Origin of the sequence: Clostridium estertheticum (assembly GCF_026650985.1) — a bacterium.
In the GTDB taxonomy this organism is placed as follows: Bacteria; Bacillota; Clostridia; order Clostridiales; family Clostridiaceae; genus Clostridium_AD; species Clostridium_AD estertheticum_C.
Genome location: NZ_CP086239.1, coordinates 3,692,518 through 3,719,045, shown reverse-complemented (window position 1 = coordinate 3,719,045; position 26,528 = coordinate 3,692,518). Strand labels below are relative to the sequence as shown.

The 26,528-nt window shown below is 30.4% G+C and carries 25 protein-coding genes; 20 read left to right on the top strand and 5 right to left on the bottom strand.

What is annotated here, in order from left to right; genetic code table 11:
* The first annotated feature begins 196 nt into the window (after positions 1-196).
* From LL038_RS17815 to LL038_RS17800, 4 genes are all read left to right on the top strand, one after another.
* The gene (locus tag LL038_RS17815; RefSeq protein ID WP_171297679.1) at positions 197-784 is read left to right on the top strand and encodes a DUF1836 domain-containing protein; all 588 of its coding nucleotides are present in this window, start codon (positions 197-199) and stop codon (positions 782-784) included.
* A gap of 33 nt (positions 785-817) precedes the next feature.
* Complete coding sequence (gene pepT / locus LL038_RS17810; RefSeq protein ID WP_216125330.1) at positions 818-2,044, top strand: peptidase T; 1,227 nt, start codon at positions 818-820, stop codon at positions 2,042-2,044.
* Between the two features lie 186 nt (positions 2,045-2,230).
* Positions 2,231-3,607, top strand: coding sequence for a S1C family serine protease (locus LL038_RS17805; protein WP_216125331.1), 1,377 nt, complete (start codon positions 2,231-2,233; stop codon positions 3,605-3,607).
* A 131-nt stretch (positions 3,608-3,738) separates the two neighbouring features.
* Entirely contained in the window at positions 3,739-3,930 is a 192-nt protein-coding gene (locus tag LL038_RS17800) for a hypothetical protein (protein WP_216125332.1), read from the top strand.
* Positions 3,931-4,048: 118 nt separating this feature from the next.
* Here LL038_RS17800 and LL038_RS17795 read toward each other — a convergent pair whose 3' ends face one another.
* Complete coding sequence (locus tag LL038_RS17795) at positions 4,049-6,040, bottom strand: fructose-1,6-bisphosphatase (protein WP_216125333.1); 1,992 nt, start codon at positions 6,038-6,040, stop codon at positions 4,049-4,051.
* Between the two features lie 308 nt (positions 6,041-6,348).
* Here LL038_RS17795 and LL038_RS17790 point away from each other — a divergent pair, with 308 nt between their 5' ends.
* The 10 genes from LL038_RS17790 to glgP all read left to right on the top strand — a co-directional run bounded on the left by LL038_RS17790 (position 6,349) and on the right by glgP (position 18,246).
* Complete coding sequence (locus tag LL038_RS17790) at positions 6,349-7,365, top strand: MarR family winged helix-turn-helix transcriptional regulator (RefSeq protein WP_216125334.1); 1,017 nt, start codon at positions 6,349-6,351, stop codon at positions 7,363-7,365.
* 228 nt (positions 7,366-7,593) lie between these two features.
* Entirely contained in the window at positions 7,594-8,163 is a 570-nt protein-coding gene (locus LL038_RS17785) for a LemA family protein (RefSeq protein WP_216125335.1), read from the top strand.
* An 88-nt stretch (positions 8,164-8,251) separates the two neighbouring features.
* Positions 8,252-9,049 carry a TPM domain-containing protein gene (locus LL038_RS17780; protein WP_375293030.1) on the top strand — a complete coding sequence of 266 codons (798 nt, stop codon included), beginning with the start codon at positions 8,252-8,254 and terminating at the stop codon, positions 9,047-9,049.
* Positions 9,050-9,356: 307 nt separating this feature from the next.
* Positions 9,357-11,132 (top strand): proton-conducting transporter membrane subunit, encoded by a 1,776-nt coding sequence (locus LL038_RS17775; RefSeq protein WP_268055904.1) that lies wholly within the window; start codon positions 9,357-9,359, stop codon positions 11,130-11,132.
* Positions 11,133-11,144: 12 nt separating this feature from the next.
* A complete protein-coding gene (locus LL038_RS17770; protein ID WP_216125337.1) occupies positions 11,145-12,074 on the top strand; it encodes a respiratory chain complex I subunit 1 family protein in 930 nt (309 codons plus the stop codon).
* A 28-nt stretch (positions 12,075-12,102) separates the two neighbouring features.
* The gene (locus LL038_RS17765; protein WP_216125338.1) at positions 12,103-12,714 is read left to right on the top strand and encodes a hydrogenase; all 612 of its coding nucleotides are present in this window, start codon (positions 12,103-12,105) and stop codon (positions 12,712-12,714) included.
* 11 nt (positions 12,715-12,725) lie between these two features.
* Positions 12,726-14,183 (top strand): proton-conducting transporter membrane subunit, encoded by a 1,458-nt coding sequence (locus LL038_RS17760; RefSeq protein WP_216125339.1) that lies wholly within the window; start codon positions 12,726-12,728, stop codon positions 14,181-14,183.
* 11 nt (positions 14,184-14,194) lie between these two features.
* A complete protein-coding gene (locus tag LL038_RS17755) occupies positions 14,195-15,631 on the top strand; it encodes a proton-conducting membrane transporter (RefSeq protein WP_216125340.1) in 1,437 nt (478 codons plus the stop codon).
* 11 nt (positions 15,632-15,642) lie between these two features.
* Entirely contained in the window at positions 15,643-16,377 is a 735-nt protein-coding gene (nuoB, locus tag LL038_RS17750; protein ID WP_216125341.1) for an NADH-quinone oxidoreductase subunit NuoB, read from the top strand.
* Between the two features lie 249 nt (positions 16,378-16,626).
* Complete coding sequence (glgP, locus tag LL038_RS17745) at positions 16,627-18,246, top strand: alpha-glucan family phosphorylase (RefSeq protein ID WP_268055903.1); 1,620 nt, start codon at positions 16,627-16,629, stop codon at positions 18,244-18,246.
* Between the two features lie 87 nt (positions 18,247-18,333).
* Here glgP and LL038_RS17740 read toward each other — a convergent pair whose 3' ends face one another.
* The 3 genes from LL038_RS17740 to LL038_RS17730 all read right to left on the bottom strand — a co-directional run bounded on the left by LL038_RS17740 (position 18,334) and on the right by LL038_RS17730 (position 20,525).
* Positions 18,334-19,362, bottom strand: a complete 1,029-nt coding sequence (locus tag LL038_RS17740; RefSeq protein WP_171297668.1) for a branched-chain amino acid aminotransferase — start codon at positions 19,360-19,362, stop codon at positions 18,334-18,336.
* A 271-nt stretch (positions 19,363-19,633) separates the two neighbouring features.
* The gene (locus LL038_RS17735) at positions 19,634-19,759 is read right to left on the bottom strand and encodes a hypothetical protein (protein WP_268038504.1); all 126 of its coding nucleotides are present in this window, start codon (positions 19,757-19,759) and stop codon (positions 19,634-19,636) included.
* 127 nt (positions 19,760-19,886) lie between these two features.
* On the bottom strand, positions 19,887-20,525 hold the full coding sequence (locus LL038_RS17730) for a RusA family crossover junction endodeoxyribonuclease (RefSeq protein ID WP_216125343.1): 639 nt from the start codon (positions 20,523-20,525) through the stop codon (positions 19,887-19,889).
* A gap of 263 nt (positions 20,526-20,788) precedes the next feature.
* On the opposite strand from LL038_RS17730, the gene tsaD reads away from it, so the two are divergent.
* Both tsaD and LL038_RS17720 read left to right on the top strand, forming a co-directional pair.
* Positions 20,789-21,811 carry a tRNA (adenosine(37)-N6)-threonylcarbamoyltransferase complex transferase subunit TsaD gene (gene tsaD, locus LL038_RS17725; RefSeq protein WP_216125345.1) on the top strand — a complete coding sequence of 341 codons (1,023 nt, stop codon included), beginning with the start codon at positions 20,789-20,791 and terminating at the stop codon, positions 21,809-21,811.
* Positions 21,812-21,830: 19 nt separating this feature from the next.
* On the top strand, positions 21,831-22,538 hold the full coding sequence (locus LL038_RS17720; protein WP_253199954.1) for a YoaK family protein: 708 nt from the start codon (positions 21,831-21,833) through the stop codon (positions 22,536-22,538).
* Positions 22,539-22,577: 39 nt separating this feature from the next.
* On the opposite strand, the gene LL038_RS17715 is transcribed toward LL038_RS17720, so the two are convergent.
* The gene (locus tag LL038_RS17715; RefSeq protein ID WP_216171497.1) at positions 22,578-22,877 is read right to left on the bottom strand and encodes a hypothetical protein; all 300 of its coding nucleotides are present in this window, start codon (positions 22,875-22,877) and stop codon (positions 22,578-22,580) included.
* Between the two features lie 303 nt (positions 22,878-23,180).
* On the opposite strand from LL038_RS17715, the gene LL038_RS17710 reads away from it, so the two are divergent.
* From LL038_RS17710 to LL038_RS17695, 4 genes are all read left to right on the top strand, one after another.
* Complete coding sequence (locus LL038_RS17710) at positions 23,181-24,281, top strand: hypothetical protein (RefSeq protein WP_216125348.1); 1,101 nt, start codon at positions 23,181-23,183, stop codon at positions 24,279-24,281.
* A 133-nt stretch (positions 24,282-24,414) separates the two neighbouring features.
* Complete coding sequence (locus LL038_RS17705; protein ID WP_216125349.1) at positions 24,415-24,822, top strand: hypothetical protein; 408 nt, start codon at positions 24,415-24,417, stop codon at positions 24,820-24,822.
* Between the two features lie 12 nt (positions 24,823-24,834).
* Positions 24,835-25,086, top strand: a complete 252-nt coding sequence (locus LL038_RS17700; RefSeq protein WP_216125350.1) for a cysteine-rich small domain-containing protein — start codon at positions 24,835-24,837, stop codon at positions 25,084-25,086.
* Positions 25,087-25,214: 128 nt separating this feature from the next.
* Positions 25,215-26,486 carry a M14 family metallopeptidase gene (locus LL038_RS17695; RefSeq protein ID WP_216125351.1) on the top strand — a complete coding sequence of 424 codons (1,272 nt, stop codon included), beginning with the start codon at positions 25,215-25,217 and terminating at the stop codon, positions 26,484-26,486.
* The last annotated feature ends 42 nt before the right edge of the window (positions 26,487-26,528 follow it).

Sequence of the window (26,528 nt, the reverse complement as noted above, 5' to 3'; positions counted from 1 at the left end):
AGGAGCTTTTTTAATATCAGTAAAAGAAGAATAGTTAAGGATACATAAAGAAAGTGTATAATGGTTAAAATGTTTTAAAATCTTTTATCAAAGATTTATGCATTTATGCTAATATGTGCTTTCTTTTTATATAATTATACTGGTAATTATAGATTCAATGTAATTAATGCTATATAATGAAGGTGAGGTGGAGTGAATGAATTATAATGAGGAAACTTTAAGTAAACTAGTTGAGGAAATTATAGGTGCAAAAGATATTAGTTTAGTAGAAATACCATGTGTGGACTTATATATGGATCAGGTTACAACCTTTTTTAATGAAAAGCTTGGAAGTCTTAAAAGAAATGAAGAGGATAAAATTCTTACAAAAACAATGATTAACAACTACACTAAAGGTAAAGTTTTGATGCCAGCGAAAAATAAAAAATATACTAATGAGCATATTATTTTACTTACACTTATTTATAATTTGAAACAAACTATATCAATTAGTGATATTAATACTTTATTTGATCCTATTATTGATATAAAAGCCCCACAAAGCATAAGTGTACCATTAGGTGATTTATATAATGATTTTTTGGATATTAAAGAGGTACAAAATAAAGAGTTTGCACGAGATATAGATAAAGATGCTAAATTTATAAAAGAGAAAATTAAAGAAATGGGAAAAGAAGGCGGAGAGTTATTAGAATTAATATTAATGATCCTGTTACTTACAAATAAAGCAAATATGCAAAAGAGAATGGCAGAAAAATTGATTGATAATTTTTTGAAAAAATAATAATAAATCATTAAAAAATAAGGGGATGGCAATATGTCAAAAGTTGTAGAAAATTTTCTAAAATATATAAGTTATGATACTAAATCTGATGAGGAATCAATAACTGTTCCAAGTACAATCGGACAAATGGTACTTGCTAAAGAATTAGTTATGCAGTTAAAAGCAATGGGACTAAAGGAAGCAAGCGTAGATGATAATGGTTACGTAATGGCAACTATTGAATCTAATGTAGAAAAAATAGTACCGACTATAGGATTTATAGCTCATATGGATACTGCACCAGATATCTCTGGTAAAGACGTTAAGCCTAAATTTGTTTACAATTATGATGGAGCAGATATTATATTAAATAAAGAAAAGAATATAGTATTATCTCCAAAGGATTTCCCGGAATTAAAAAATTACATAGGGAAAACAATTATTACGACCGATGGAACAACACTTTTAGGGGCTGATGATAAAGCAGGAATTGCAGAGATAATGGCAGCAACAGAGTATTTAATGCAGAATCCTAATATTAAGCATGGTAAAATTCGTATTGGATTTACACCAGATGAGGAAGTTGGTCGTGGTGCGGATATTTTTGATGTGAAAAAATTTGGTGCAGACTTTGCATATACAATGGACGGTGGACTTATTGGTGAACTAGAGTACGAAAATTTTAATGCTGCAGGGGTAAAAATTTCTATCCACGGAAGAAACGTTCATCCAGGATCCGCAAAGGGGAAAATGATTCACTCATCGCTTATTGCAAACGAGTTTATAAACTTAATGCCACAAAATGAGACTCCAGCTACTACAGAAGGTTATGAAGGATTCTATCACTTGATTAGTATTAATGGTGAGGTTGAGGAAACAAAACTTCAATATATTATAAGGGATTTTGATAGTGAAAATTTTGAAAATAGGAAGATATTTATTAAAAACATAGCTGATAAATTAAATGACAAATACGGTAGTGCAGCAGTTGAATTAGAAATTAAGGATCAATATTTTAACATGAAGGAAAAAATAGAACCAGTAAAGCATATAGTAGATACAGCGTTTTTGGCCTTGAAAGAAGTGGGGGTAAATCCTATAATGCAACCTATTAGAGGTGGAACAGATGGGGCAAGGCTTTCATTTATGGGACTACCTACACCTAATATATTTGCTGGGGGCCATAATTTCCATGGCAAATATGAATTTATACCTACATTTGCTATGGAAAAGGCTGTTGATGTAATATTAAAAATAGTTGAGTTGTATGCTAGCAAATAATAAGAGTTAATATGATTAGTTAAAAGTTTGTTCACAAATTTGTCACCAAATTGCAATATAAAAGTTTTAAAATGTAATTAAAGATAAAACATAATCTGGTCTATAAAAAGATATAAATAAGTCATATTTTATATGATTACAATAGTATGGCTATATACCCTAGAAAACAAATAAGGAGGGGAAAGTATGAATGATGATTTAAATAATAATGGAATAAGTGAAACAAGTGAAACAAGTGAAACAAATGAAACAAATGAAACAAATGAAACAAATGAAACAAATGAAACAAATGAAACAAATGATAATATAATAGATAGTGAAAGTAATAATAAAGATCTCACAATGGAAATGCAAGTGCCTAGTGAAGATTATAAAGAAAAAGAAAGCAAAGTGACTCCAACTATACTAGAAAATAATAATTACAGTTCTATAAATGACAACAAAATTAAAAAAAACAAAGGTGGTATGAGGAAAAGAATAGTGGCCTACATAATAGTAGGTGTAATATGTTCTACACTTGGAGGCGTTGGATCAGCTATTGTAACAATGAATATAATGAAAGACACAAATGTGGCGGCTACACCTAAAGCATCTGATACAAAAGTTGCTAGCACCGCAAAAGCAAAACTTATAGCTAGTAATAGTACAGATATTTTAACTGTACCTCAAATTGTGAAAAAAGTTAGCTCTTCTGTAGTTGCAATTTCTACTAAGACCACTGCTGTAAGTAGCGACCTAAGCGGTCAGACTGCCCAGCAAGAAGGTGTAGGTACTGGGGTAATTTTCAATAAAGATGGATATATTTTGACCAATTATCATGTTGTAAGTGGAGCTCAAAATGTAAAAGTTACGCTTAGCGATGGTAAGGAAGTTTCTGCAAAAGTAGTAAATTATGATGCTGCATCTGACGTGGCCGTAATTAAGTTAGCTGATAATACAAAAGTACCTGGTGTAGCTGAATTTGGAGATTCAGATAAGCTTGAAGTAGGAGAATCAGTAGTTGCAATAGGAAACCCTTTAGGAAAAGAATTTCTGGGATCTGTAACTACAGGCGTCGTAAGTGCACTTAATAGGCAAGTAAGTATTGAAAATAAAAACCTTAAATTTATTCAAACAGATGCTGCTATTAATGCAGGGAATAGTGGTGGACCTCTTGTAAATTCTAAGGGCCAAGTTATAGGGATAAATACTGCAAAAATAGGTGAAACAGGGGTAGAAGGATTAGGGTTTTCAATACCTATTAATACAATAACTCCTAAAATAGAGAATTTAATTAAACCGCTTCTTAACATAGGAATTTCTTGTAGAGATATCACTTCAGCAATGGCAAAAGAAAATAATGTATCAGTAGGAGTATTAATTTTACAAGTTAAGGAGTTTAGTGCAGCAGAAAAAGGTGGTATAACACCTGGGGATGTAATCGTAAAATTTGATGGTAAAAACATTAAAACTGTTGCAGAAATAAATACGATTAAAGCTACACATAAAGCCGGTGATGTAGTTAAGGCAGAAATAGTTAGAGACGGAAAGACAATAAAAGTAAATATAACACTATCTGTATAAGTTAAATGTATATATTAAAGGAGATTAAGAGTTGTACAATTCTTAATCTCCTTTATTTATTAATATATTTCTAATTTAAAATACATAAAAAATATCTTTAGTGGGAAAATACTTCTGAAGGAGTGATAAAAATGGAAATGAATACTAGAGACACTATTATGAAAAAATTATTAGATGCACAAGAAGATACTAGAGATTATCAATCATTTGCAAGAGAAGTAGCTGAAGAGACAGTTAGTAATACATTTAAGGAATTTGCAGAGCAATCTGCAATGCAAGCTCATAAACTACAAGAATTGTTAAGTGTATATGATCAGAAGTAGATATAGGTTAATCTTAACCTATATTATGTAACATAGTCCTATATATTAAAGGATTTAAGGTCACTTGCTGCATTGGCGCCAAGTGCTCTTAAATCCTTTTAAAACAGTCTTTATAAGATTAGCGTTGCTCTTTAATGAACCCCTTTCTATAGGCTATAAGAAGCGACTCTAAATTTTTAATTTGATCTTTAATATCAAGTCCTATATCAGTATCTACTACACGTATACGATTTGTAGATTTTTCTAGAACAATAGTAGAGGATAGAATGTCCTTTCCTTCATCAATTGCTTTTTGTGTAGATTCAAATGGTGCATGGGAGGCTAAGAGTAGTCCATAGGAGTTATAAATAAGAGTATATCCAGCTATTCCTGTTTCTGGCTGATATGCTTTAGAAAAACCACCATCAATAACTAATAATTTGCCATTGGCTTTTATAGGACTCTCACCTTGCTTAGTCTTTACTGGAACATGACCATTTATAATGTGTGAATCGTTAGTGTTTAATCCAAATTCAGATAATATGTTATTGCAAGTGGTTTCGTCATCCCTATATTTATAATATGAATTCTTAACTTCTTTATGAGTACTCTTATCATCTATAAAATATCTCTCAAAAGTAGTCATTTTATCTTTACCAAAAAGTGGGGAATTCGAACCGCACCACAAATACCATATGGTATCTAGTGCATAAAGTTTAGATTCTGAACTTTCTTTACCAAAATATGCTTCTCTGGCTAGTCGTTCAGTTCTATCTATATAGGACTTTCCACTGTAAATAGTGTCATCTATTTTCATTTTTTTAAAACTACCATCTTCACTTAGTGAAATGCATCCATGATAAAGCAAATTTGAGTTGTACTTCAAGTACATACTACCTTTAGAGTATAAAAAACGTATATGCTGTTGGAGTTTCTCACTATTTAAGAAAGAAGATCTAAGTTTATCAATAAGTTGTTTTTCATCTTCGTTTAATTTATAAGGATCACTCGGGTCTATAGTTGGGAAATTAAGATCATTTAAGACATATTCTTTTCCATCAATATTGATGGTACCCTTTTCATAATCTATCTTATTAAGAAGCAATCTGGAATTCATTTCATAATGAGGACGCCTCTTTATTATCGCAGCTTCAAGTTTAAATTGAATTATAGTTATAGCTTTATGCATTTTTGATATTAAATTAAGGTCTTTATCTGCATAATTATTTTCTGGAAAAACCTTAGGTTTAAATGATGTGCATGGGTCATCATTATAAAAATCTTGAGCGAAAGTTGCTAGTGGTAATAGGTTAATACCATAACCTTCTTCAATTGTATCTAAATTTGCATATCTTGTTGAAATCCTAAGAACAGTAGCAATAGAACTTTCACAGCCAGATGCAGCTCCCATCCAAAGTATGTCATGGTTACCCCATTGTATATCAATAGAGTGGTAGTTTATTAGTGTATCTAAGATTATATGGGCCCCGGGACCTCTATCATAAATATCTCCTAGAATATGAAGTCTATCTATAGTAAGCCTTTGAATTAGGTTTGAAATAGCGACTATAAATTCCTTAGCTCTCCCAATTTTAATTATTGTTTGAATGATACCATTGTAATATTCTTGTTTATTAAAAGTACTTTGTTGTTCATGAAGTAATTCCTCAATAATATATGAAAAATCTGGCGGTAATGCTTTCCGGACTTTAGATATAGTATATTTAGATGAGATGGTTCTACAAATCTTAATTAGTTTATGAAAAGTGATTTTGTACCAATCGTCTATATCATCCTCTTCTCTAAGTGCTATATCTAACTTTTGTTCTGGATAATATATAATGGTAGCAAGTTCTTTTTTTTCACTATCTCTAAGTGAGTTACCAAAAATGTCGTTAATCTTTCGTTTGATTACGCCTGAAGCATTCCTAAGAACATGAGAAAATGATTCGTATTCACCATGAATATCTGTAAGAAAATGCTCAGTTCCTTTAGGTAGATTTAAGATAGCTTGTAGATTTATGATTTCGGTACAAGCATCTGGAATTGTAGGATACTTGCTAGCTAGTAGCTTAAGGTATCTCAAATCTTCTTCTATAGTTTTAATTGGTGTCTCACTAGAAAATATCATTTTTGAATCTCCTTTATAATTGCATAAATTTTATCGATGTAGCTTTTTAATATAAGACTACAATTAATAGTATAATACATTATTATGAGGCATTGTATTATAAAAACAAAATATTATTTACTATTTTATATTTTATGCTTAGATTAGCTTAAATATAAATATGTTTTATAACTAATTAATACATCTAGAATTAGGTGAAAATCATTTTGTTGATTTGATATAATATTTTTGATACAATGTTTTATGGTACTAAGGTACATGTGAATTATAATTTATATAAAAACAAGCAACATATAAGGGGAAATTCTATGAAGCAAAATGATTATTTGCTAAGCATACATTCGTTATATAATCTAGCAAGATATGCTTTTTTAAAAATTGAATCTAATTACGCAAGGACTGTTGAAATTTCAGGTATAACTCTGCCACAGCTTCGAGTTTTATGGATTGTTAAAGTGTTTCCAGGAATCTCGCTTAGTAACATTGCAAGGATTGGCTGTTGGAGTACACCTACAGTTAGCAATATTATTAAAATTCTAATGAATAAAAAGTTAATATTTAAAGAAGAAACAATTAATAGAAAGCTATATAAACTCCAATTAACGGATTTGGGTAATTGGTATATTAATGTGAATAAACAAGGTAAGGAGAACAAGATTTACCTTTTCGATTTAATAGGTTTATTTTCAAGTGAAGAATTGGATTTTATTATAGATATTTTTACGAAAATTATAATAAAAGAAAAAAAAGAATTTATTTTTGATTATATCGATAAGATAAATGAACTCAATTTAAAAATTGATGCATCGAATTTTGACATTAAAACAATTGGTATTATAAGAAAAACAATTGCTTTATATAATTTGCTAAGAATATTTATTTTAACAATCAAAAGCAATCATAGTGAACCACTAAAGGAGTTTAATGTAACATATGCCCAACTTAGAGCTTTGTGGATAATTGCTGCATTTCCAGGTGTTACATCGCGTGAATTAAGTGAAATTAGCTTTTGGTCGCCATCTACTGTTCATGTAATAGTAAAAAATTTATATAGTAAATCCTTCATTCATAAAGAAAAAGCTTTAATTAAAAATGCCCATTATTTAGATATATCAAAAAAAGGTGCGGATTTGATAATAGATGATTATAATAAAAATCAAAAGACCTTATTAATATTTAAAGAGCTGGAAGGAATAAGTTACGGAGATATTTTAAAATTAAATGTTCTTTTACTACGGATGAATAATAAACTAGGTAATTATAAAACAGACGAATATATAAAAAAAACTATTGTTATAATTAAAAGTAGAGTCTTTGAAGAGTAAAGATATAACTCATACTTTGTATAATATAGTGTAGAATCCTTATATTTAATTATAGGGATTTTTTTACGTGATGATTTAATATGATAATAAAATATTTTTTTAGATAATACATAATTTCATATAATAAACAGCAAATTAGTATAGTAGTATGATTAAATTCATAGAATATGATATAAGAATAAGTTTGATTTAATAATGTACAATACAAAATAAAAAGGTGGTATAGAAATGAGTAAAAAAGTAAGAACGATTGCAATTGTTGTGGCGATATTTCTTGTAATAATAATGCCTATTATTGGAAGTTACAATAAGATAGTAAGCTTAGAGCAAAGGGTAACTGTGACAGAAGGAAATATAGATACACAACTACAAAGAAGATCTGATTTAATTCCTAATTTAGTAGAAACAGTTAAAGGTTATGCTTCTCAGGAAAAAGATATTTTTATCAAAGTTGCCGAGGCTAGGGCAAAACTTGCAGGTGCTACAAATGTAACAGATAAAGCTAAGGCAGATAGTGAACTTGGGAGTGCAGTTTCAAGGCTTTTAGTAGTAGTTGAGAAGTATCCAGATTTAAAATCTAGTGCTAATTTTAAGGATTTAACAGTAGCGCTCGAAGGCACAGAAAATAGAATAGGTACTGCAAGGCAGGACTATAACACAAGTGTTGGGGAGTACAACACCACAATAAAACATTTCCCTAACAATATCATTTCAGGGATATTTGGATTTGATAAAAAGCAACTTTATAAAGCTAGTGAATCGGCTAAAGTAGTACCTAAAGTTAATTTTACTAAATAGGAGCTAAAATATGAAAAATTATATAATAAAATTTATTAGAAAAAGTTGTGATTTTTCATGGGGTATATCAACAAAAACAAAAATGAAAATGAGAATTTTATTTGTAGGTATGCTTTTTCTAAGTCAAATAATGGTTATGAATATAGTAAATGCACAAACAAAAAAAATATACCCAGTCGCATCACAGTTAAAATATGTTAATGATTATGCTAAAGTGTTAGATAGTGAATCAACACAATATATTTTATCAGTTGGCAAGGAACTAGAAGGTAAAACAGGAGCTCAGGCTATTGTTGTGGTTATAGATTCATTAAAAGATGTACCTATAGAAACCTATGCTACAGGTATTTTTAGAGAATGGGGTATTGGTCAAAAGGGTAAAAATAATGGACTGCTAATTTTATTATCAGTAAAAGAAAAGCAGTGGAGAGTAGAGGTGGGTACAGGACTAGAAGGTGCTGTTACTGATATATACTCCTCAAGAGTTATGAATGACTATGCGGTTCCAAAATTTAAACAAGGTTTATATGGAGAGGGACTTCGCGCATCATATTCGGTTCTTTGTGATAGTGTAGCTAAAGAATACAATGTAAAACTAGATAAGAATATTAGTGTTCCAAAACAAGTTCAAACACAAAATATTCCGGGAAAGGGTAATGGTATAGTGTTAATAGGATTTATTGTGTTAATTTTTCTCGACTTTATTCTTAATCGAGGAAGAGTAACAAGGTTTATGGTAACATTGCTATTTTGGAGTTCTATTGGTAGACGTGGTGGAGGAAATGGTGGTGGATTTGGAGGCTCCGGAGGCGGTGGTTTCGGGGGTGGCTCTGGAGGTTTTGGAGGTGGTTCATCAAGTGGTGGAGGTTCCTCGGGCGGATATTAATATAATATTTGTCGAAATTTAAAAAGTTTAATCGTATAAGTATAATAAAAAATCACACTTTAAGCTCATTAAAGCTATAAGGTTAAAGTGTGATTTTTATTTTCTTATTAATGGGCTCGAAAAGCCACATTTGATATGATATTTTGAAAAATAAATAAGAAAAAAAACAAAATTTAGGAGTGTTAACCAATACATAACACGAACAATCAATTTAATATAGTTGTTAACATTCGAAAAATAAGGTATAATTAAGTGTCACATTTCAACATTCGAATGATAACTAAATTTAACTAGGAGTTGATAACAAGTGTTGCCATTAATTAATTTTCAAAAGGACTGGCTTTCGACATACTTTGTATTTATTATAATATTAATATTTATACCAGTAGCAATTTATACTAAGGGCTACATAATGGAATATAAAAAACATTACTCGGTAAACTATATGTTATTTTTAATAATATTATTCGTAGCATCAATGATAGGCGTTGTAGTTTCTAATAATGCTATAAGTTTTCTTGTTTTCTGGGAGATAATGTCTATATCGTCGTTTTTCTTAGTAGTTTATGAGTATATGCATAAGGAAAATTTGAAAGCAGGAATATTTTATTTTGTTATGACACATATAAGTGGATTATTTTTAATGATAATGTTTGCTTTCTTGTATAAATACAGTGGTAGTTTTGACTTTAATGAGATTCTTAAGGTTTCTGCAAATTTTCAGGCGAAACAAAAGTACATTATATTCATGCTTGCATTAGTCGGATTTGGAGCAAAAATGGGTATAGTTCCACTTCATGCATGGCTTCCAAAAGCCCATCCAACAGCACCATCTAATGTTTCGGCCTTGATGTCAGGGGTAATGCTTAAAGTTGCTTTGTATGGTTTTATAAGGGTAATATTTATTTTCCTTAGAGGAACGCCTTTAAAGTGTGGAGTGATAGTACTTATAATTGGAACTATTACCGCTATATTTTCAATTCTAAATGCTTTATTACAAAATAACATAAAAAAATTATTAGCGTATTCTAGTGCAGAAAACATAGGACTAATTTTTGCTGCCCTTGGGATGTCTATGATACTTATAAATTATAATTTAAAAGTATTAGCTTCACTAGCACTAACGGCAGCTTTACTTCACTGCTTAAACCATGCAATTTTTAAAAGTCTTTTGTTCTTAAATGCAGGAAGTGTTTTATACGCAACTGGTACTAAAAATATGAATGAACTTGGTGGACTACACCGTGAAATGAAGTTTACAACAATCTGTACATTTATTGCAACCTGTGCAATCTCAGCAGTGCCACCTTTTAATGGCTTTGCAAGTGAGATACTTATTCTTAGAAGTTTCATTGAATCGATAACTAAGGTAAGCAATATATGGGTTATAATATTGATTTTTTGTTGCGGTGTTATCATAGCAATAACAAGCGGAGCGGCTTTTTATGCTACTGCAAAATCTTTTGGAATAACTTTTCTTGGAAAACCAAGGACTAATAAAGCGCAGCATATTAAAAATATCCCGATGTCAATGAATATTGGGCAAGGGTTGCTTGCTATGCTCACTATAGTTACTGGGGTATTTTCACCATATATAATAAATAAAATATCATATTTTACTAATGATTTGTTAGGTATTAAGGTAAAAGGACCTGGATTTAAAAATGAAACGGAGATAATAGCATTTACTTTAGTTTTGATTGGTATCACATTTATTGTATATATGTTTAATAAAATAAATTCATTAAACAAAAAACAAGAAATTAATGATACATGGGCATGTGGATATACAAGTGATGAGCCTTATATACAGTACACTGGTAGCGGATTTGTTCAGCCTGCCGCAAAAATATTTGGACCTATTTCAAATTATAACAAAAAAGTTAGTTATAAACAAAAAATTAGCATTAGTCAAACTACTAGTGATATAGTAGAAGATTATTTTTATAAAAAGAGTTTAAAAGCAGTCAATTTAATAACAACAAAAATATTAAAGATTAATTATGGAAAAATTCAATTGCATATTTTATATATATTCACATCGGTAATAATTGCACTTGTTTTAGTCTTAAAATTTGTGTAAGGAGGTTTTCATTTGAAATATAATTTGATTTATTTTATTCAGAGTTTATTGATTATAGTTTTATCACCATTATTTATAGGAATTCTAAAAAAGATGAAGGCAACGCTTAGAGGGTCTATTGGTTCATCTGTCATTCAACCTTATTATGATCTAAGCAAATTATTAAAAAAAGGAAGAATAATATCAAATAGAAGCTCATTTATAACAACTATTGGTCCAATAGTTATACTTGCAGCGACTATAACAACAGCATTCTTTGTTCCGGTTTTTTATACGAGCATGGAGCAAAGCATTGGAAACTTATTTATTCTTATGTTTTCATTTGGAATAGTAAAAATGTTTACAGTGCTAATTGGACTTGATAGTTCAAGTACATTTGGTGGAATGGGGTCAAGTCGTGAGTCATTTATTTCAATGATGGCAGAACCTCTAATATTGTTTCTGATGATATTTTTATATATAGAATCAAATGATTTTAACATATTTCATATTTCATTTATCAATAGCAAAATTGTACATTATGATACTGCGCACCTTATAACAATGGTAACTTTTATTGTCGCAATACTTGCTGAGAATGCTAGAATACCTTTTGATAATCCAGAAACACATTTAGAGCTTACGATGATGCATGAAGCAATGATCTTAGATTTATCAGGTAGTGATTTAGCATATGTTGAATTATCATCACATATTAAACTGATTGTATACTTGATTGTTTTGATTAATTGTTTTGTACCTATTGGAATTGCAACATCGCTGACTGTTTCAGCGATTCTTATAGGACTGGTAACATTTATATTTAAACTTTTAATTTGTTTATTAGGGATTGCTATAATAGAAACAACTTTTGCTAAATCTAGGTTATTTAGAGGGGCAGAATTGTTTCCAGCTATGATATCTCTAGGGATTGTAGCAATTACTTTGATTTATATTTTATAAGGGAGAAAAGTTATGAAGGAGAGAGATTATGATACAAGCGTTACTTACAATTATATTAATATCTAGTATATTTATGTCTGGAGTAAGAAGAATAAAACTTATTACAGCGGGATTTATATTTCAGTCAGCGGCTATTGGACTTATAGTCTTAAAGCTCGGTTACCAGACAGGAAAAGTGGATTATTATATTTTAGGAATTTTAACAATAGTTACTAAAGTTATTATAATACCAATAATAATAAATAGATCTGTAGAGAAATTAAAGATAAAAAGAGAAATGGAGTTAATAGTAAATGCTTTTGTTTCTTATCTTATAACGGGAATTGGTATAATGATAGTTTTTGGCCTTTTAAACAGGAGCCAAGATAATTTTTTAAAAACTGGAATTGCTCTATTCATTATAGGTAGTTTACTTATGGTAGCAAGAAAAAAGGCTATTACACAAATGATAGGATTTCTAATATTTGAAAATGGCATTGTGCTTTTTGAAACATCTTTATCCAAGATGTCTCTTGTAATTGAGGCAGGAATAGTTTTTGAAACATTAATGCTTGCACTTATTATGGGAATAATGATTTTTCATATTAATAAAACTTTTGATTCAATAAATACAGACTTTTTTGAAAATCTAAAAGAATAGTTGGTGAAATAATGTATATTACAGTACTTGGTATTTTGTTCTTATTTTTAATAGTTACACCCTTACTCTTTAAAAACATAAAAACCACTGGATTTTTTACAATATTTGGAGCTGTATTGGTTTTAGGTATTGTACTAAAAATTATTACAATCGTATCTTGCGGTTATTCCCTTAGTTATTTTAATGAATTTTTTTATATTGATAGTTTAAGTATTGTGCAGCTTTTGATTATAGCTAGCATAAATATAATCGTTAGTATTTACTCATATAGGTACATTACAGATGAGATAAAAGAGAAAACAATCACTCTTAAAAGAGGTAAATTTTATTATTTTCTATTTAATTTCTTTGTGTTTTTTATGATTTTTATTTCACTAACTAATAATATTGTTGCAATGTGGATTGGACTAGAAGGAACGACACTTACAACTACATTTCTGTTTGGTTTTAACATTAATAAAAATTCATTAGAATCCGCTTGGAAGTATGTAATTATTTGTTCAATTGGAATAGGTATTGGGTTAATTGGCATATTAATATTTGTTAATGCTTATAGTAATCAAGATGCGGGCGAGATACTTAAATGGTCTCATCTTGTATCCAATCCAAATCCGCAAAGTACATATGTTATTAAAATAGCTTTCACATTAATATTTGTAGGACTTGGTACAAAAGCAGGACTGGCACCTATGCATACATGGCTGCCAGATGCCTATAGTGACTCGCCAGCTCCAGTTAGTGCTATGTCTGGGGTTCTTTTGAATCTTGCGTTGTATGTTATTTTAAGGTTTTATATTATAACTAAACATATACCGGGACTACAAAATACCAAGTGGTTGTTTATAGTTTTTGGTTGTGTATCTCTTATAATTTCATCGTTTAGTATTTTAAGACAACTTAATTATAAAAGACTGCTTGCATTCTCATCAGTTGAAAACATGGGCATTATAGCACTCGGACTTGGAGTTGGAAGTAAAATTGCAGTTTTTGGTGCAATACTTCATTCGATAGTACATGCATTTGGAAAATCTATGTTGTTTTTAACTGCAGGAAATTTATTAAATGCATATAAAACAAAACGTATAGACAAGATAGATGCGTTAATAAAGACTATGCCAATAAATGCAGTATTCCTTATTTTAGGTATGCTTATAATTACAGGAGCACCACCATTCCCAGCTTTTTTTAGTGAGTACTATATAATTGTAGGAACTGTTGAGAGTGGAAATTATATTGTCACTGCAATCTATGCTTTTTGTCTCTTGTTAGTTTTTGCAGGATTCCTGCGGGTATTCATTAAGATAGTTTTTAACACTGAACCTGGAGTAAAATATGTTAAAATGAAAGAAGATAAAAAAAATATATTTCCACTAGCGTTATGTTTTGTTTCAATTATTATTATAAGTTTAACTATGAATGGATATTTGTCAAATATGATAAATAATGCAGTTTTAATTATATGTGATTAGGAAGTGAAGATATGAAAATAGCAGATATTATAAACAGTCTACAAGAATTAAATTTCGATTTAAAATATGAAGTTAAAAATAATAATGAGTTATACGTTAGAGTAAAATCAGACCAAATCAGAAAAATTGTGCTTATTTGTGTTGATTTATATAAATTTAATTATATTTGTGAGTTTTCTGTAGTTGAAAAAGAAACTACAATAAATTGTGTGTTTTCAAATAGTAAGCAAGGTTATTATGTAATATGTAGTTATGTTACTGATAAAAAACCAATTGATCTTAGTAATATAATTTATCAAAGCAAATTATTTCAAAGAGAAATTAATAAAGATTATGATTACAAGATTAAAGAGGTATCGGGGACAGCGGCATATCAAGTTGCAGTAGGGCCCGTACATGCAGGGATTATTGAACCGGGTCATTTTAGGTTTAGTGTTATGGGAGAACCAATAGAAAATCTTGAAATAAAACTTATGTACAAATATAGAGGAATAGAAGAATTATGTAAGGATATAAATGCAAATACATTGAATCTTATGTTTGAGCGTGTGTCTGGAGAATCGAGCGTAGCTTATGGAGAAGTTTATGCTATGCTTGTAGAAAAACTTTTAGGAGCAGATGTTAGCATCGAGGTTAAGGCTTTTAGAGTTGTTCTTTTAGAACTTGAGCGAATGTATAATTATATGGATGATTTAGGTGGAGTAGGTAATGATATTGGTTATAGTTATGTAGCTAAAAAATTCGGCTATTTTTCAGAAGCAGTGCATCAGTTATGTGAGAGGATAAGTGGAAGTAGGTATATGAGAAATGCCATTGTTCCTCTTGGAATAAATATAGATTTTGATGAAAAGAAAAAGAAAGATGTTCTAGATACCTTAAAAAGTCTTAAAGCACGGGTACTTAGCATAATAAAAATGAGTGTGAATTCAGTTTCATTTTTAGATAGAGTAGAAGATACAGGAATGGTTAGTCGATCTATGGCTAAAAAATTATGTATGACAGGTGTTGTAGCAAGGGCATGCAATTTGAAATATGATGTTAGAGTCTCATTTCCATATGAATTATATAAGGAAATAAAAAGAGATATAAATATAGAAACAAAGGGTGGAGTTTTTGAAAGGTATAAATTGAAAGCTCGCGAGCTTAAAGATGCTTTTGCTTTTATAGAGAAAGCACTCTCATATATAAATGTTGATATAAAAAGAGAAAAAAATGAATTTTATTTAAAAGAGGGGTTAGAGGGAATAACTTCAGTTGAAACAGTAAAGGGAGAGCTTGTAGTTTATGGTTTAACAGGAAAAGATAATAAGTTTGACCGAATCTACTTTAAAACTCCTTCTTTTACTAATTGGACAGGTATGAGTGAAGCGGTTCTTGAGGAAATTATTCCTGATTTTCCTCTTATTAATAAAAGCTTTAATATGTCTTATTCTGAGAATGACAAGTAGGGAGTATTAAAATGAATAATATAATTGATAGAATAAAATATGGAACAGAAACAATAAAGGATCCAATTGAAATTAATGAATTCTCTTATGGGAAAATAATTGCAGAGCGAAATGTATGTGATAATTGCGGAAAATGCATGAATGTATGCCCAGTGAATGCCATTAAGATAAATACTATTACAAATGCAGAGCATCTAGTAAGTGTAGATGATAAAAAATGTATTTATTGTAGGAATTGCGTTAATATTTGTCCCAAATCCGTTTTGAAAATGACATCTGATTATAAAATGTCACAGTTAGAACTTGCAGGTGATAAACTTAGGGAAAAAATATATAAGACTTTCAGGAGATCACTTGTACTAAGAGTAGTAGATACTGGTTCTTGTAATGCCTGTATGTCAGAACTTAATGCACTTTCAAACACGTTTTATGATATTTCAAGATTTGGAATTAATGTATCCCCATCTCCAAGGCATGCAGATGGATTAGTGGTAACAGGGCCTGTTACTATAAATATGAAAGAAGCTTTAGAGAAGACTTACCAGGCGATGGCTGAACCTAAAATAGTCATAGCTGTTGGTAGTTGCGCTTATAACGGCGGAGTATTTAAAGAGGGTGATGGAGTGTATGGTACACTTAACGATATACTGCCAGTAGATCTTGTAATTCCAGGTTGTCCTCCCTCTCCGCAGGCCATTATTTTTGGGCTTCTTAAAATAATGGATAAAATTAAAAAAATAGACTAAAATCAATAGGCAAGAGTTAGGTACCGGTAGGAAGTGATAGTTTGAGTGCAAACACTTCTTATGGGTACTTTTGTTATTTAATATTGCAGCGACCCAGGAGATGATTTAACGAGGTAGGTTTATAAAAAATATGTTTTGTGCAAACGCTTGCATTGAATTAGATAATTATGTATAATAAACATAAAAGGTAGAGTTATAATATAATTGTAAATTATTTTATATTAACAAGAAATGTAGGAGGGGAATCTATTGGATACTAATAATCTTCCAAGAGTTGCTTATTTTTGTATGGAGTATGGACTAAGCTCAGATTTTAAAACTTATGCAGGGGGACTAGGAATACTTGCAGGTGATCATTTGAAAGGTGCTAAAGATCTAAATTTACCACTTGTTGGAATAGGACTTAAATGGAAACAAGGGTATACGGAGCAGATTATAGATGAAAATGGTGAAGTATATGATACATATCATAACTATCATTATGAGTTTTTAAAAGACACGGGAGTAAAAGTAACTGTTAATATCAGAAATTTAAAAGTAGCATGTAAGGTTTGGAAATTAGAAGAGTTCGGAAACAACCCAATATATCTTTTAGATACTGATATACCGGAAAATGGTGATAGGTGGATAACAGGACAATTGTATGGTTGGTTTGGAGAAGAAAGAATAGCTCAAGAAATAGTGTTAGGTATTGGTGGTGTAAAAGCTTTAAGAGCTTTAAATATACCAATTGATGTATATCATTTCAATGAGGGCCATGCTGTACTTGCGGCAACGGAGCTTATAAAAGAAAAAATGCAATCAGGATATAGTTTTGAAGATTCTTGGGTGAAAACTCGTGATGAAGTAGTATTTACAACTCATACTCCAATAGTTGAAGGTAATGAATCTCATCCTATTGATAAATTAGAGTATATGGGAGCATTTAATGAATTGACTAGGCAGCAAATGATTAGACTTGGGGGAGAACCATTTAACATGACTGTAGCAGGACTTAGACTCTCAAGGAAAGCTAACGCTGTAGCAAAACTTCACATGGAAACTGCAAATAAAATGTGGAAAACTGTTGCTGGAAGGCCTGAAATTATTGGCATAACTAATGGAATTCATAAACCAACTTGGGTAGACAAACGAATGACCAAGGCTTACGATAATAATGGAGATCTTTGGGGAACTCATATAACTATTAAAAAAGAACTAATAGAATTTATTAAAGAAAGAACTGGGACCACGCTTTGCGTAGATAAGTTACTTATTGGATTTTCAAGAAGGGCTGCACCATATAAGAGAAGTGACTTAATATTTACTAGTGAGGAGATTATTTCTCCTCTACTTAAAAGCGGAAAAGTTCAAATTGTATTCTCAGGGAAGGCTCATCCTCTTGATGACATAGGAAAAGAAATAGTAGCGAAACTCATAAGAATGATGAAAAAATATCCTAGCAGCGTAGTATTTCTTGAAAATTATGATATGAATATAGGGAGAATGTTAACTAGAGGATCAGATATTTGGCTAAACAATCCTAGAAGACCTCTTGAGGCTAGTGGAACGTCGGGAATGAAAGCTGCAATGAATGGCGTATTAAACTGTTCTATTTTAGATGGTTGGTGGCCGGAAGCTTGTATTGATGGTGTAAATGGATGGCAGTTCGGAGACGGTGTAGGTCTTGACGATTTAACAGAAGTAGAATTAGATAAACATGATACGCTTGCTCTTTATGATACTTTAATTAATAGAGTTATGGCTACTTATTATGGAAATAGAGAAAAGTGGGTAGAAATGATGAGAGAAAGTATTAGAACTACAAGTTATGAGTTTTCAGTTGAGAGAATGCTTAACGAATACTATAACAAAATGTATATAAAATAATTCTAGATTATATAATAATTATAAACACAAGAAAAACAAAAAAACTTCAAAATATAAATTTTGAAGTTTTTTTGTTATATATAATGTTTATTTAACTTTTACAATCCAACCTTCTGGTGCTAATACATCACCAAATTGAATCCCGTAAAGAGTATCATAAAGTTTTCTAGTAACTGGGCCAACTTCTGTTTCGCTGTGGAAAACATGAAGTTTACCTTTATGTTCAATGCCACCAATAGGTGTAATTACAGCAGCAGTTCCACATGCGCCTGTTTCTTTAAAATCAGAAAGACTATCTATTGGAACATCTCTTTCTTGTACATCCATTTTTAAATACTCTTTTGCAATATAAATTAATGATTTTTTAGTTATACTAGGAAGTATTGATGGTGATTTTGGAGTTACAAATACATTATCTTTTGTAATACCAAAAAAGTTTGCAGCGCCAACTTCCTCAATTTTAGTGTGGGTTGCAGGATCAAGGTATATACAGTCTGCAAAACCTTTTGATGCAGCGTGTTCATGAGCAAGAAGGCTTGCGGCATAGTTTCCTCCAACCTTTACGTCGCCAGTACCAAATGGTGCAGCTCTATCATATTCATCTGATGTCATAAAGTTTACTGGAGACAGACCAGCTTTAAAATAAGCACCTACTGGGCAACAGAATAGACCAAATAAAAATTCGGGTGCTGGACCTACTCCGAGGTTGTCCCCAATACCTATTACATAAGGTCTGAGATAAAGTGTCGCCCCAGTTCCGTATGGTGCGACGAAAGCTTCATTTGCTTTAACAACTTGCAAACATGCATCAAGAAATTTTTCATCTGAAATTTCAGGTATTAAAACACGTGAACAACTGTTTCTCAAACGTTTTGCATTCTCCAAAGGTCTAAATAATTGAATACTTCCGTCCTTTGTGCGATAAGCTTTTAACCCCTCAAAACACTGCTGACCATAATGAAGAGATGTTGAAGCTTCACTTATAGAAAGATTGTTATCTTTAACTAGTTTCCCATCATCCCATTTACCGTTTTTCCATATTGAGATATACCTAAGATCTGTCTTGCTATAAGCAAAACCTAATTTGCTCCAATCGATGTTAACATTTGTGCTCATATTTATCCCTCCTATTATTTTCAAAACTGAATTATAATTAAAATATATTTTGTACATCATTAGAAAGATGACATTATATTCTAAATGTTGTAAAAATTCGTACAATACAAGATATAAGTTCTATTATAACATATAATATGTATAACAATGGTATTATCAGTATTTTAATAAATTGAATTCAAATTAGTTTTATAACGAATAAAAAAATTGCATAAATAAGGTAGGAATACCCTTAATGCAATTTTCTATTCATTTTCATGTATTTAACTTATTACTTTAACCCTTCATGATTATTTTTTTTATCTTTATTTTTTAAAGATTCAAAACTTGTACTATTTCCCATGTTATTTATGGCGTCATTAACCTTTTTAATTTTGGTTTTTTTATTTTTATTCATGAGTTATATCTCCTTTCATATTTTAATATTTATATTAATAGCATAGCCAGATTTATTTGTAATATGTATACATAAAAAGTAACAGTCAAATCATTTTGCGTTTTGTAAAATGGTTTGACTGTTACAATTAAAATAATTTCTTAAAACAATGTTTGCAAAGAGAGGCTTTACCCTTATTAGCCGAAATGCACTCATCCTTTGGTACTACTTTCCCACATATTTCACAAATTGAATTTGAGGTAGAATTCTTAATGACCCCGGATTTAGCTTTATTTAGTTTAGATCCGATGGTGTTTTTTCTATTTGATGGTGGATCATAATTTATAGGTGGATTTTTTTCTTCCCTTTCAACTATTGAATATTTCATAGCATATATACTTTCACCAAAAAGTTCTAGTTCAAATCTAGGATTTTCGGCATCGTAAAATTCTTCAATAATAAGTCTTGTAACTTGAGCATCATTAACTATAAGACCGCTTTTTTCTATGCCATCGAAAATACTTTTGGTTATGTTGTTTGTATCAGGATGTCTTTTGATACTTTTATAATATACCTTTAAAACGGCGATAAGAGATTCTGTTAAAAAAATGCTGGGATTCTGGCTTCTACATTGATAAGCAATTTCTTCTTCATATAAAGCATACCTATCGTGGTATTTACCAGAATTATAAGGTAAAATGGCTCTCCCATTTGTATTAAAAAGTTTGAAATTGGATTTTGAAATGGGTGAGCCCTTTATAATGACTTTTGCATAAGTGTTATTCATATGTTCCCCCTAGGATCTATATTAAACATTTAATTACTATTATATGTATTAAAAAAAATATCAGTCTTGTACATATAATTATATCATATAAAGATACTTGCCAAAATTTGAACAATTAGATTAGGCATATATAAATTTGATATGCTAAAGCTAATAAAGTATAATTATTAGATGAAACTTTTTTAGAATACAAAATTATTAAAATATTTTTATGAATACATATAGAAAAATCATATAAATTACGTCAAAGGTGGGTAAAAACAATGGAAAAGGATATTAAAATACTTGCAATAGAATCAAGTTGTGATGAAACAGCTGCTGCAGTAGTAGTGAATGGTAGGGATGTTTTATCTAACATAATTGCATCACAAATAGATATACATGAAAAGTTTGGAGGCGTTGTTCCAGAAGTAGCGTCTAGAAAGCACATAGAAGCAATAAGCGCAGTGGTTCAAGAAGCACTAGATGAAGCTAACGTTACATTAGATGATATAGATGCAATAGGAGTAACTTATGGACCCGGACTAGTGGGGGCACTACTTGTAGGTGTTCAATACGCTAAGGGACTCGCATATGCAACGCATAAACCGTTAATTGGAGTTAATCATATAGAAGGGCATATAAGTGCTAACTTTATTCAATATAAGGAGCTTGAGCCACCATTTATGTGTTTGGTAGTTTCAGGCGGACATACATTTATTGTATACATGAAGGATCACGGTGACTTTGAAGTTATGGCTGAAACTAGAGATGATGCAGCGGGAGAAGCATTTGATAAGGTAGCTCGTGCAATAGGCCTTGGTTATCCAGGTGGACCTAAAATAGATAAAATAGCAAAAGAGGGCAATGCAGATGCTATAAAGTTTCCAAAAGCTAAATTTCATGATGTTACTTTAGACTTTTCATTTAGTGGAGTCAAATCTTCTGTATTAAATTATTTGAATAAAATGAATATGAAAAATGAGACAATTAATATACCTGACGTGGCTGCGTCTTTCCAAAAGGCAGTGGTTAATGTTTTGGTAGAGAATGCCTTTGAGGCATGTAAAATTAAAGGGGTAGATAAAATAACAATAGCAGGTGGCGTGGCTTCAAACTCTTGCCTTAGGGAAACAATGATAAAAGAAGGGCAAAAGAAAAATATAAAAGTTATGTTCCCGGAGATGATACTTTGCACTGATAATGCAGCTATGATTGGAAGTGCAGCTTATTTTGAATTAATAAAGGGAAGAGTTTCACCATTAACACTAAATGCAATACCAAACCTAAAGCTTGGAGAAAGATAATAAAAGGAGTCTTTAAATTTTGATTAAAATAAACTTAAATTTAATGCAAAGAAGAATTAGAAAATTACATTCACAACATGTTATACATGAGTCCTTTAGATTTGGAATACTTCTTGCAATTGCGGGAGGTTTTTTGGATTCTTATACATTCATAGGAAGGGGAGGCGTTTTCGCTAATGCCCAAACTGGGAATATTGTACTCTTAGCTATTTATGCTGCAAAAGGAGAATGGATGAAGGCACTTTCTAATCTTCCAGCTATTGTAGCTTTCGTAATTGGAGTAATTGTTGTTCAAGCAATAAAAGATAATTCATCACGTGTATTCATACTTGACTGGCCAAGGGTAGTTTTAATTTTTGAAATCATAGTCCTTTTTCTAATAGGATTTATACCTAGTACCATTCCTAATATTATTGTAAATGTTACAATTTCATTAGTTGCGTCCATTCAAGTATGCTCATTTTCGAAAATTGCGGATTCTCCGTATAGCTCAACTATGTCCACGGGTAATTTACGATCAGCTGCAAGGGAGGCATATATTGCTTTCACCCAAAAGGATCATGAGGCAGCTATTCGTACTATTCGTCTTTTTACAATTGTTTCTTCATTTTTATTAGGTTCATTTTTAGGAGGTATATTAACATTAAATATTGGGGTTAAAGCAATATGGGGAGCTGCGATTATAATAATCGGTGCTTTGGTGTTATATAACATTAATAATTCATAAATACAGTCTATGTTTAATTGAGCTAATTTAGTATATTTGTTAACAAATATTATTATCTCCGAATTTCTTTATAAGATTCTTAAGTTCATCTATCTGTTTTTGCAAATCCTTATTCGTATTACTTGAATTGGTATTCGCATTACTAGTATTTTGGGCTTCTTCTTTTGCGTTAAGATTAGAAATTTGAGCTGCAATTATAAATATGCTCTGAGCCACACCAAATAAAAAATTGGCGACTACACCTTGTTGGTCAACATCAAACTTAGAAGCAATAATAATCCCTAGTATTGTTGCGAGTGTTGCTAATTCCGTAGGGCTGTACTCTTCTAGTTTTTTCATATAATACCTCATTTTAATATTGTTATATTATAGTATATTCATTTAATTAATATTGTGTAGATTATATTTTAAAAATCATTCTTTATAACAGGTGAAATATGTAAGCAAGATTATAAAAAATATTTAAATAAATAAATTTAAGTCATTATGTATACCAAAAAAATCAATGAATATAATAATAAATAACAAGCGTATAAACAAATTTTCCCAGTTGATACAATAATATAAGTAGAGTATAATTATCTGAGTTTCAATGATTTAAAATAACGATTATTCTTACGAATTTAAATGAGGAGCAATATTATGACGACCCACCCCAAAATAACCAAAACTTTGTTTAAGCTACTAATTATATCAATTTGTTTATTTCTAAGTATATTTGCAGTGGTGTCATGTTCAAATAGAATTAAAAAAAACAATGAAAATAAAGATAATACATCTAATAAAAGCACGAACAATAATGGTAAAGATCAAAACATAAAGAATATTAAGTTAACGAAGATAGCATTTGAAAAAGGTAATAATGTATACCTTTATGATGAAATAAGTAAACAAATTAAGTCTCTCGGAGATATTACAAAATCGAAAGATTTGTTACAACTTTCTCCAGATAAAACAAAAATAGTATTTAGGTATTTTAATGAAGGGGAACCTATATATCCACCACATGTAATTGTTTATGATATTAAAGCTGAAAAACTAACAGATATTGTTATTAACAATAAAAATGTACAACAAATTGTTGAGCTCAAATGGATAGATAATGAAGATATTTTGGTTACTGGGCATATTAATCCATCAGTTTCAGGTTATAGCGTATATAATATAAAAAGCAAAGCGGAGTTAATTTCCTGTGTTGGTACCATGCGGGATGTTAATTTAGGTAAAAAAAATATTCTTTATAGTAATACGCCTCACATATTTCCTCAGCCAAGAGCTAATTTATATATTAATGGTAAGCAAATTTTTGAAATTAACAATGATAAGGAACAAATACTTGATGGTGTAATTTCTAATGATGGCAAAGTGATTGCATTTAGAAGTTCGGTGACAGGTGAAAAAAGCTTAAATGGTAAATCAAGCGCATATATTAACTTAGGCCAAATTAGTAGTAACGGAAATGCTATAAATGATCTAAAGAGGATAGTAATAAGTGGTGATATCGCCGGGAAATTGAAGTTTGATGATGAAAATAATTTAAGTATTATTGAAGATAAATTCATATATAAGTTAAATGATGGAAAGCTTATTAAAGTAGAAAATACATTGCCAAAGCAAAAAGAACTTACGGCAGTTCAGCTTAAAGAGTTTAGGCAAACTTTAGCTAAACAATTTCCTAAAGAGATTATTTCAGATCAAACAGTATTAGAAGAGATAGATATATATAATATGGTAGCCTTTTAAGACTTGAAACGAATATAGGAATTAGTAAAATATAGTTAATATTTATGAAATTTATTAAAATTCTGTTAACAAACATTTGAAAATTTGGTATAATGACCTTATGTTTATAAAAAAATATGGAAGAAGGGTTATTATGAAAAAGGAAAATTCTTATAGGCCTCAGAAAACAAAAATCCATGTAAAGACAATACCAGAATTAATAGTTGGCAAATTAGTTATGTTACTAGGTTGTATTATACCAATATCTATATTTATAGCCTATGCTATGAAGTTGAACTTTTTCTCTATTACAAAAATTCTATCAATATTTATTTTAATTATAAGCATAGCTGCATACTTAAAAAGTGAAATTATGTATCCTCATCCTAAGGTACTACATAAAGGTGATACTTTAGGTAGTAAAAAAAATGTAGTTTACAAAAAACATAAAACAAACTTTTCTTTTTCGCTAAAGAAAGGTCCACTTCAAGTGGTGTTATCAATGTTAATAATTATATTATTAACTTATTTAGGACAAGGTATTTATCAATTAATGGGGTAAGGAGTATTAAATATGGATAATAATTATAAGTTTTTTAGAAATAAAGAATGCGAATATTTTCCGTGCCATGAGGTTAAAAATGATGAAAAATTTAATTGCCTATTTTGTTATTGTCCCCTGTATTTTCTTGAGGACTGTGGTGGAAATGGAAAATTTGTAAAGGGAATTAAAGATTGCTCATCTTGTTTGATACCACACTCTGAAAATGGTTATGAACATATAGTAGGTAAAATAAAGGAAGTTAATAAGGCAAAACGAAAATAATAAAAATCAAAATAAGCTTAGAGAGTAAATCTTTAGGCTTATTATTTTCTTTATTTACTGTATAAAGTTGTAACAGTTTTTGGAAAACCGAATAAAATGGTATCATAAGTAATTTTAGGAGGGTAAATTTGCAAACCCTAAAAATAGGTTCAAAAGGAACAGGGGTATCAGAAATACAAGCATTACTTAATAAGTTAGGTTATGTTGTTGGCGTGGTAGATGGAATATATGGACCTAAAACTTTCGATGCGGTAAAAAAGTTTCAGAAATATTTTGGATTATTACCTACAGGCGATGTGGATGATGATACTTATAAACTTATGAACAGATTTTTATTAGGTTATGATACTTATAGAATTAAATCAGGTGACACTCTATACCTTATAGCAAAACGTTATTACACGCCACTTGCAAGTATAATTACAGCCAACCCTCAAATTAATGCTAACAGTTTGAGGATTGGTGATGTAATTATAGTTCCTTACTCGTTAGATGTGGTTTATACAAATATCGATTACACTTATGACATTATGAAAAAAGATTTAGAAGGATTAAAAGCTAGATATCCATTTATTGAAGTTGAGAGTGCTGGCAGGAGTGAACTTGGGAAAGAACTTTATTATGTAAAATTGGGTAATGGACCAAATAAAGTATTTTATAATGGCGCGCACCATGCTATTGAATGGATAACCTCTGTACTTTTAATGAAGTTTATTGAAAATTTTGCTAAGGCCTATGCGATGGGTCAGGATATAGAAGGGTATAATGTGCGTGATATATTCCGCACAAGCACTATATATGTTATGCCCATGGTTAATCCAGATGGAGTGGACTTAGTTCTTAATGGTCTAGAAAAAAGTAACCCGTATTACAATGATTTAATTAAGTGGAATAATGGAAGTTTAGATTTTTCTGAAAATTGGAGTGCTAATATTCGAGGAGTAGATCTTAATCATAACTATGATGCTATGTGGCAAGAATCAAAGAATGCAGAAGCGAGTTATGGGATATATGGACCAGGACCTACAAGATATTCAGGTACCTCGCCAGAATCAGAATCAGAGTCTAAGGCTGTAGCAGATTTCACAAGAAGCAATAATTTTAGATTAGTAATAGCATATCATACTCAAGGTGAACTAATATACTGGAATTATCAAAATTTAGCAAGCCCTGAAGCTAGAGCAATAGCAGTAATATTTTCACAATTAAGTGGTTATAATCTAGGTGAAACAACTGGAATTACCAGTTATGCAGGATATAAAGATTGGTTCATAGGAAAATTTAGAAGGCCAGGCTACACCATTGAAGTGGGGCTTGGAGAAAATCCTCTTCCTATAAGTCAATTTAATAAGATATATAGCGACAACATTAAAGTTTTATTAGAAGGAGCAATAATTTAGAAATGCCTATATCTTATTTTGCATAGCAAATAAAGGTATAGG

Bases quoted from the DNA above. Each gene is read 5' to 3' on its own strand.
- LL038_RS17710 (WP_216125348.1), top strand. From the start codon at position 23,181: ATGACGACCCACCCCAAAATAACCAAAACTTTGTTTAAGCTACTAATT.
- LL038_RS17800 (WP_216125332.1), top strand. From the start codon at position 3,739: ATGGAAATGAATACTAGAGACACTATTATGAAAAAATTATTAGATGCA.
- LL038_RS17755 (WP_216125340.1), top strand. From the start codon at position 14,195: ATGAAAATAGCAGATATTATAAACAGTCTACAAGAATTAAATTTCGAT.
- tsaD (WP_216125345.1), top strand. From the start codon at position 20,789: ATGGAAAAGGATATTAAAATACTTGCAATAGAATCAAGTTGTGATGAA.
- LL038_RS17805 (WP_216125331.1), top strand. From the start codon at position 2,231: ATGAATGATGATTTAAATAATAATGGAATAAGTGAAACAAGTGAAACA.
- LL038_RS17760 (WP_216125339.1), top strand. From the start codon at position 12,726: ATGTATATTACAGTACTTGGTATTTTGTTCTTATTTTTAATAGTTACA.
- LL038_RS17780 (WP_375293030.1), top strand. From the start codon at position 8,252: ATGAGAATTTTATTTGTAGGTATGCTTTTTCTAAGTCAAATAATGGTT.
- LL038_RS17715 (WP_216171497.1), bottom strand. From the start codon at position 22,877: ATGAAAAAACTAGAAGAGTACAGCCCTACGGAATTAGCAACACTCGCA.
- LL038_RS17705 (WP_216125349.1), top strand. From the start codon at position 24,415: ATGAAAAAGGAAAATTCTTATAGGCCTCAGAAAACAAAAATCCATGTA.
- LL038_RS17785 (WP_216125335.1), top strand. From the start codon at position 7,594: ATGAGTAAAAAAGTAAGAACGATTGCAATTGTTGTGGCGATATTTCTT.
- pepT (WP_216125330.1), top strand. From the start codon at position 818: ATGTCAAAAGTTGTAGAAAATTTTCTAAAATATATAAGTTATGATACT.
- LL038_RS17795 (WP_216125333.1), bottom strand. From the start codon at position 6,040: ATGATATTTTCTAGTGAGACACCAATTAAAACTATAGAAGAAGATTTG.
- LL038_RS17730 (WP_216125343.1), bottom strand. From the start codon at position 20,525: ATGAATAACACTTATGCAAAAGTCATTATAAAGGGCTCACCCATTTCA.
- LL038_RS17740 (WP_171297668.1), bottom strand. From the start codon at position 19,362: ATGAGCACAAATGTTAACATCGATTGGAGCAAATTAGGTTTTGCTTAT.
- LL038_RS17815 (WP_171297679.1), top strand. From the start codon at position 197: ATGAATTATAATGAGGAAACTTTAAGTAAACTAGTTGAGGAAATTATA.
- LL038_RS17790 (WP_216125334.1), top strand. From the start codon at position 6,349: ATGAAGCAAAATGATTATTTGCTAAGCATACATTCGTTATATAATCTA.
- LL038_RS17735 (WP_268038504.1), bottom strand. From the start codon at position 19,759: ATGAATAAAAATAAAAAAACCAAAATTAAAAAGGTTAATGACGCCATA.
- nuoB (WP_216125341.1), top strand. From the start codon at position 15,643: ATGAATAATATAATTGATAGAATAAAATATGGAACAGAAACAATAAAG.
- LL038_RS17700 (WP_216125350.1), top strand. From the start codon at position 24,835: ATGGATAATAATTATAAGTTTTTTAGAAATAAAGAATGCGAATATTTT.
- LL038_RS17765 (WP_216125338.1), top strand. From the start codon at position 12,103: ATGATACAAGCGTTACTTACAATTATATTAATATCTAGTATATTTATG.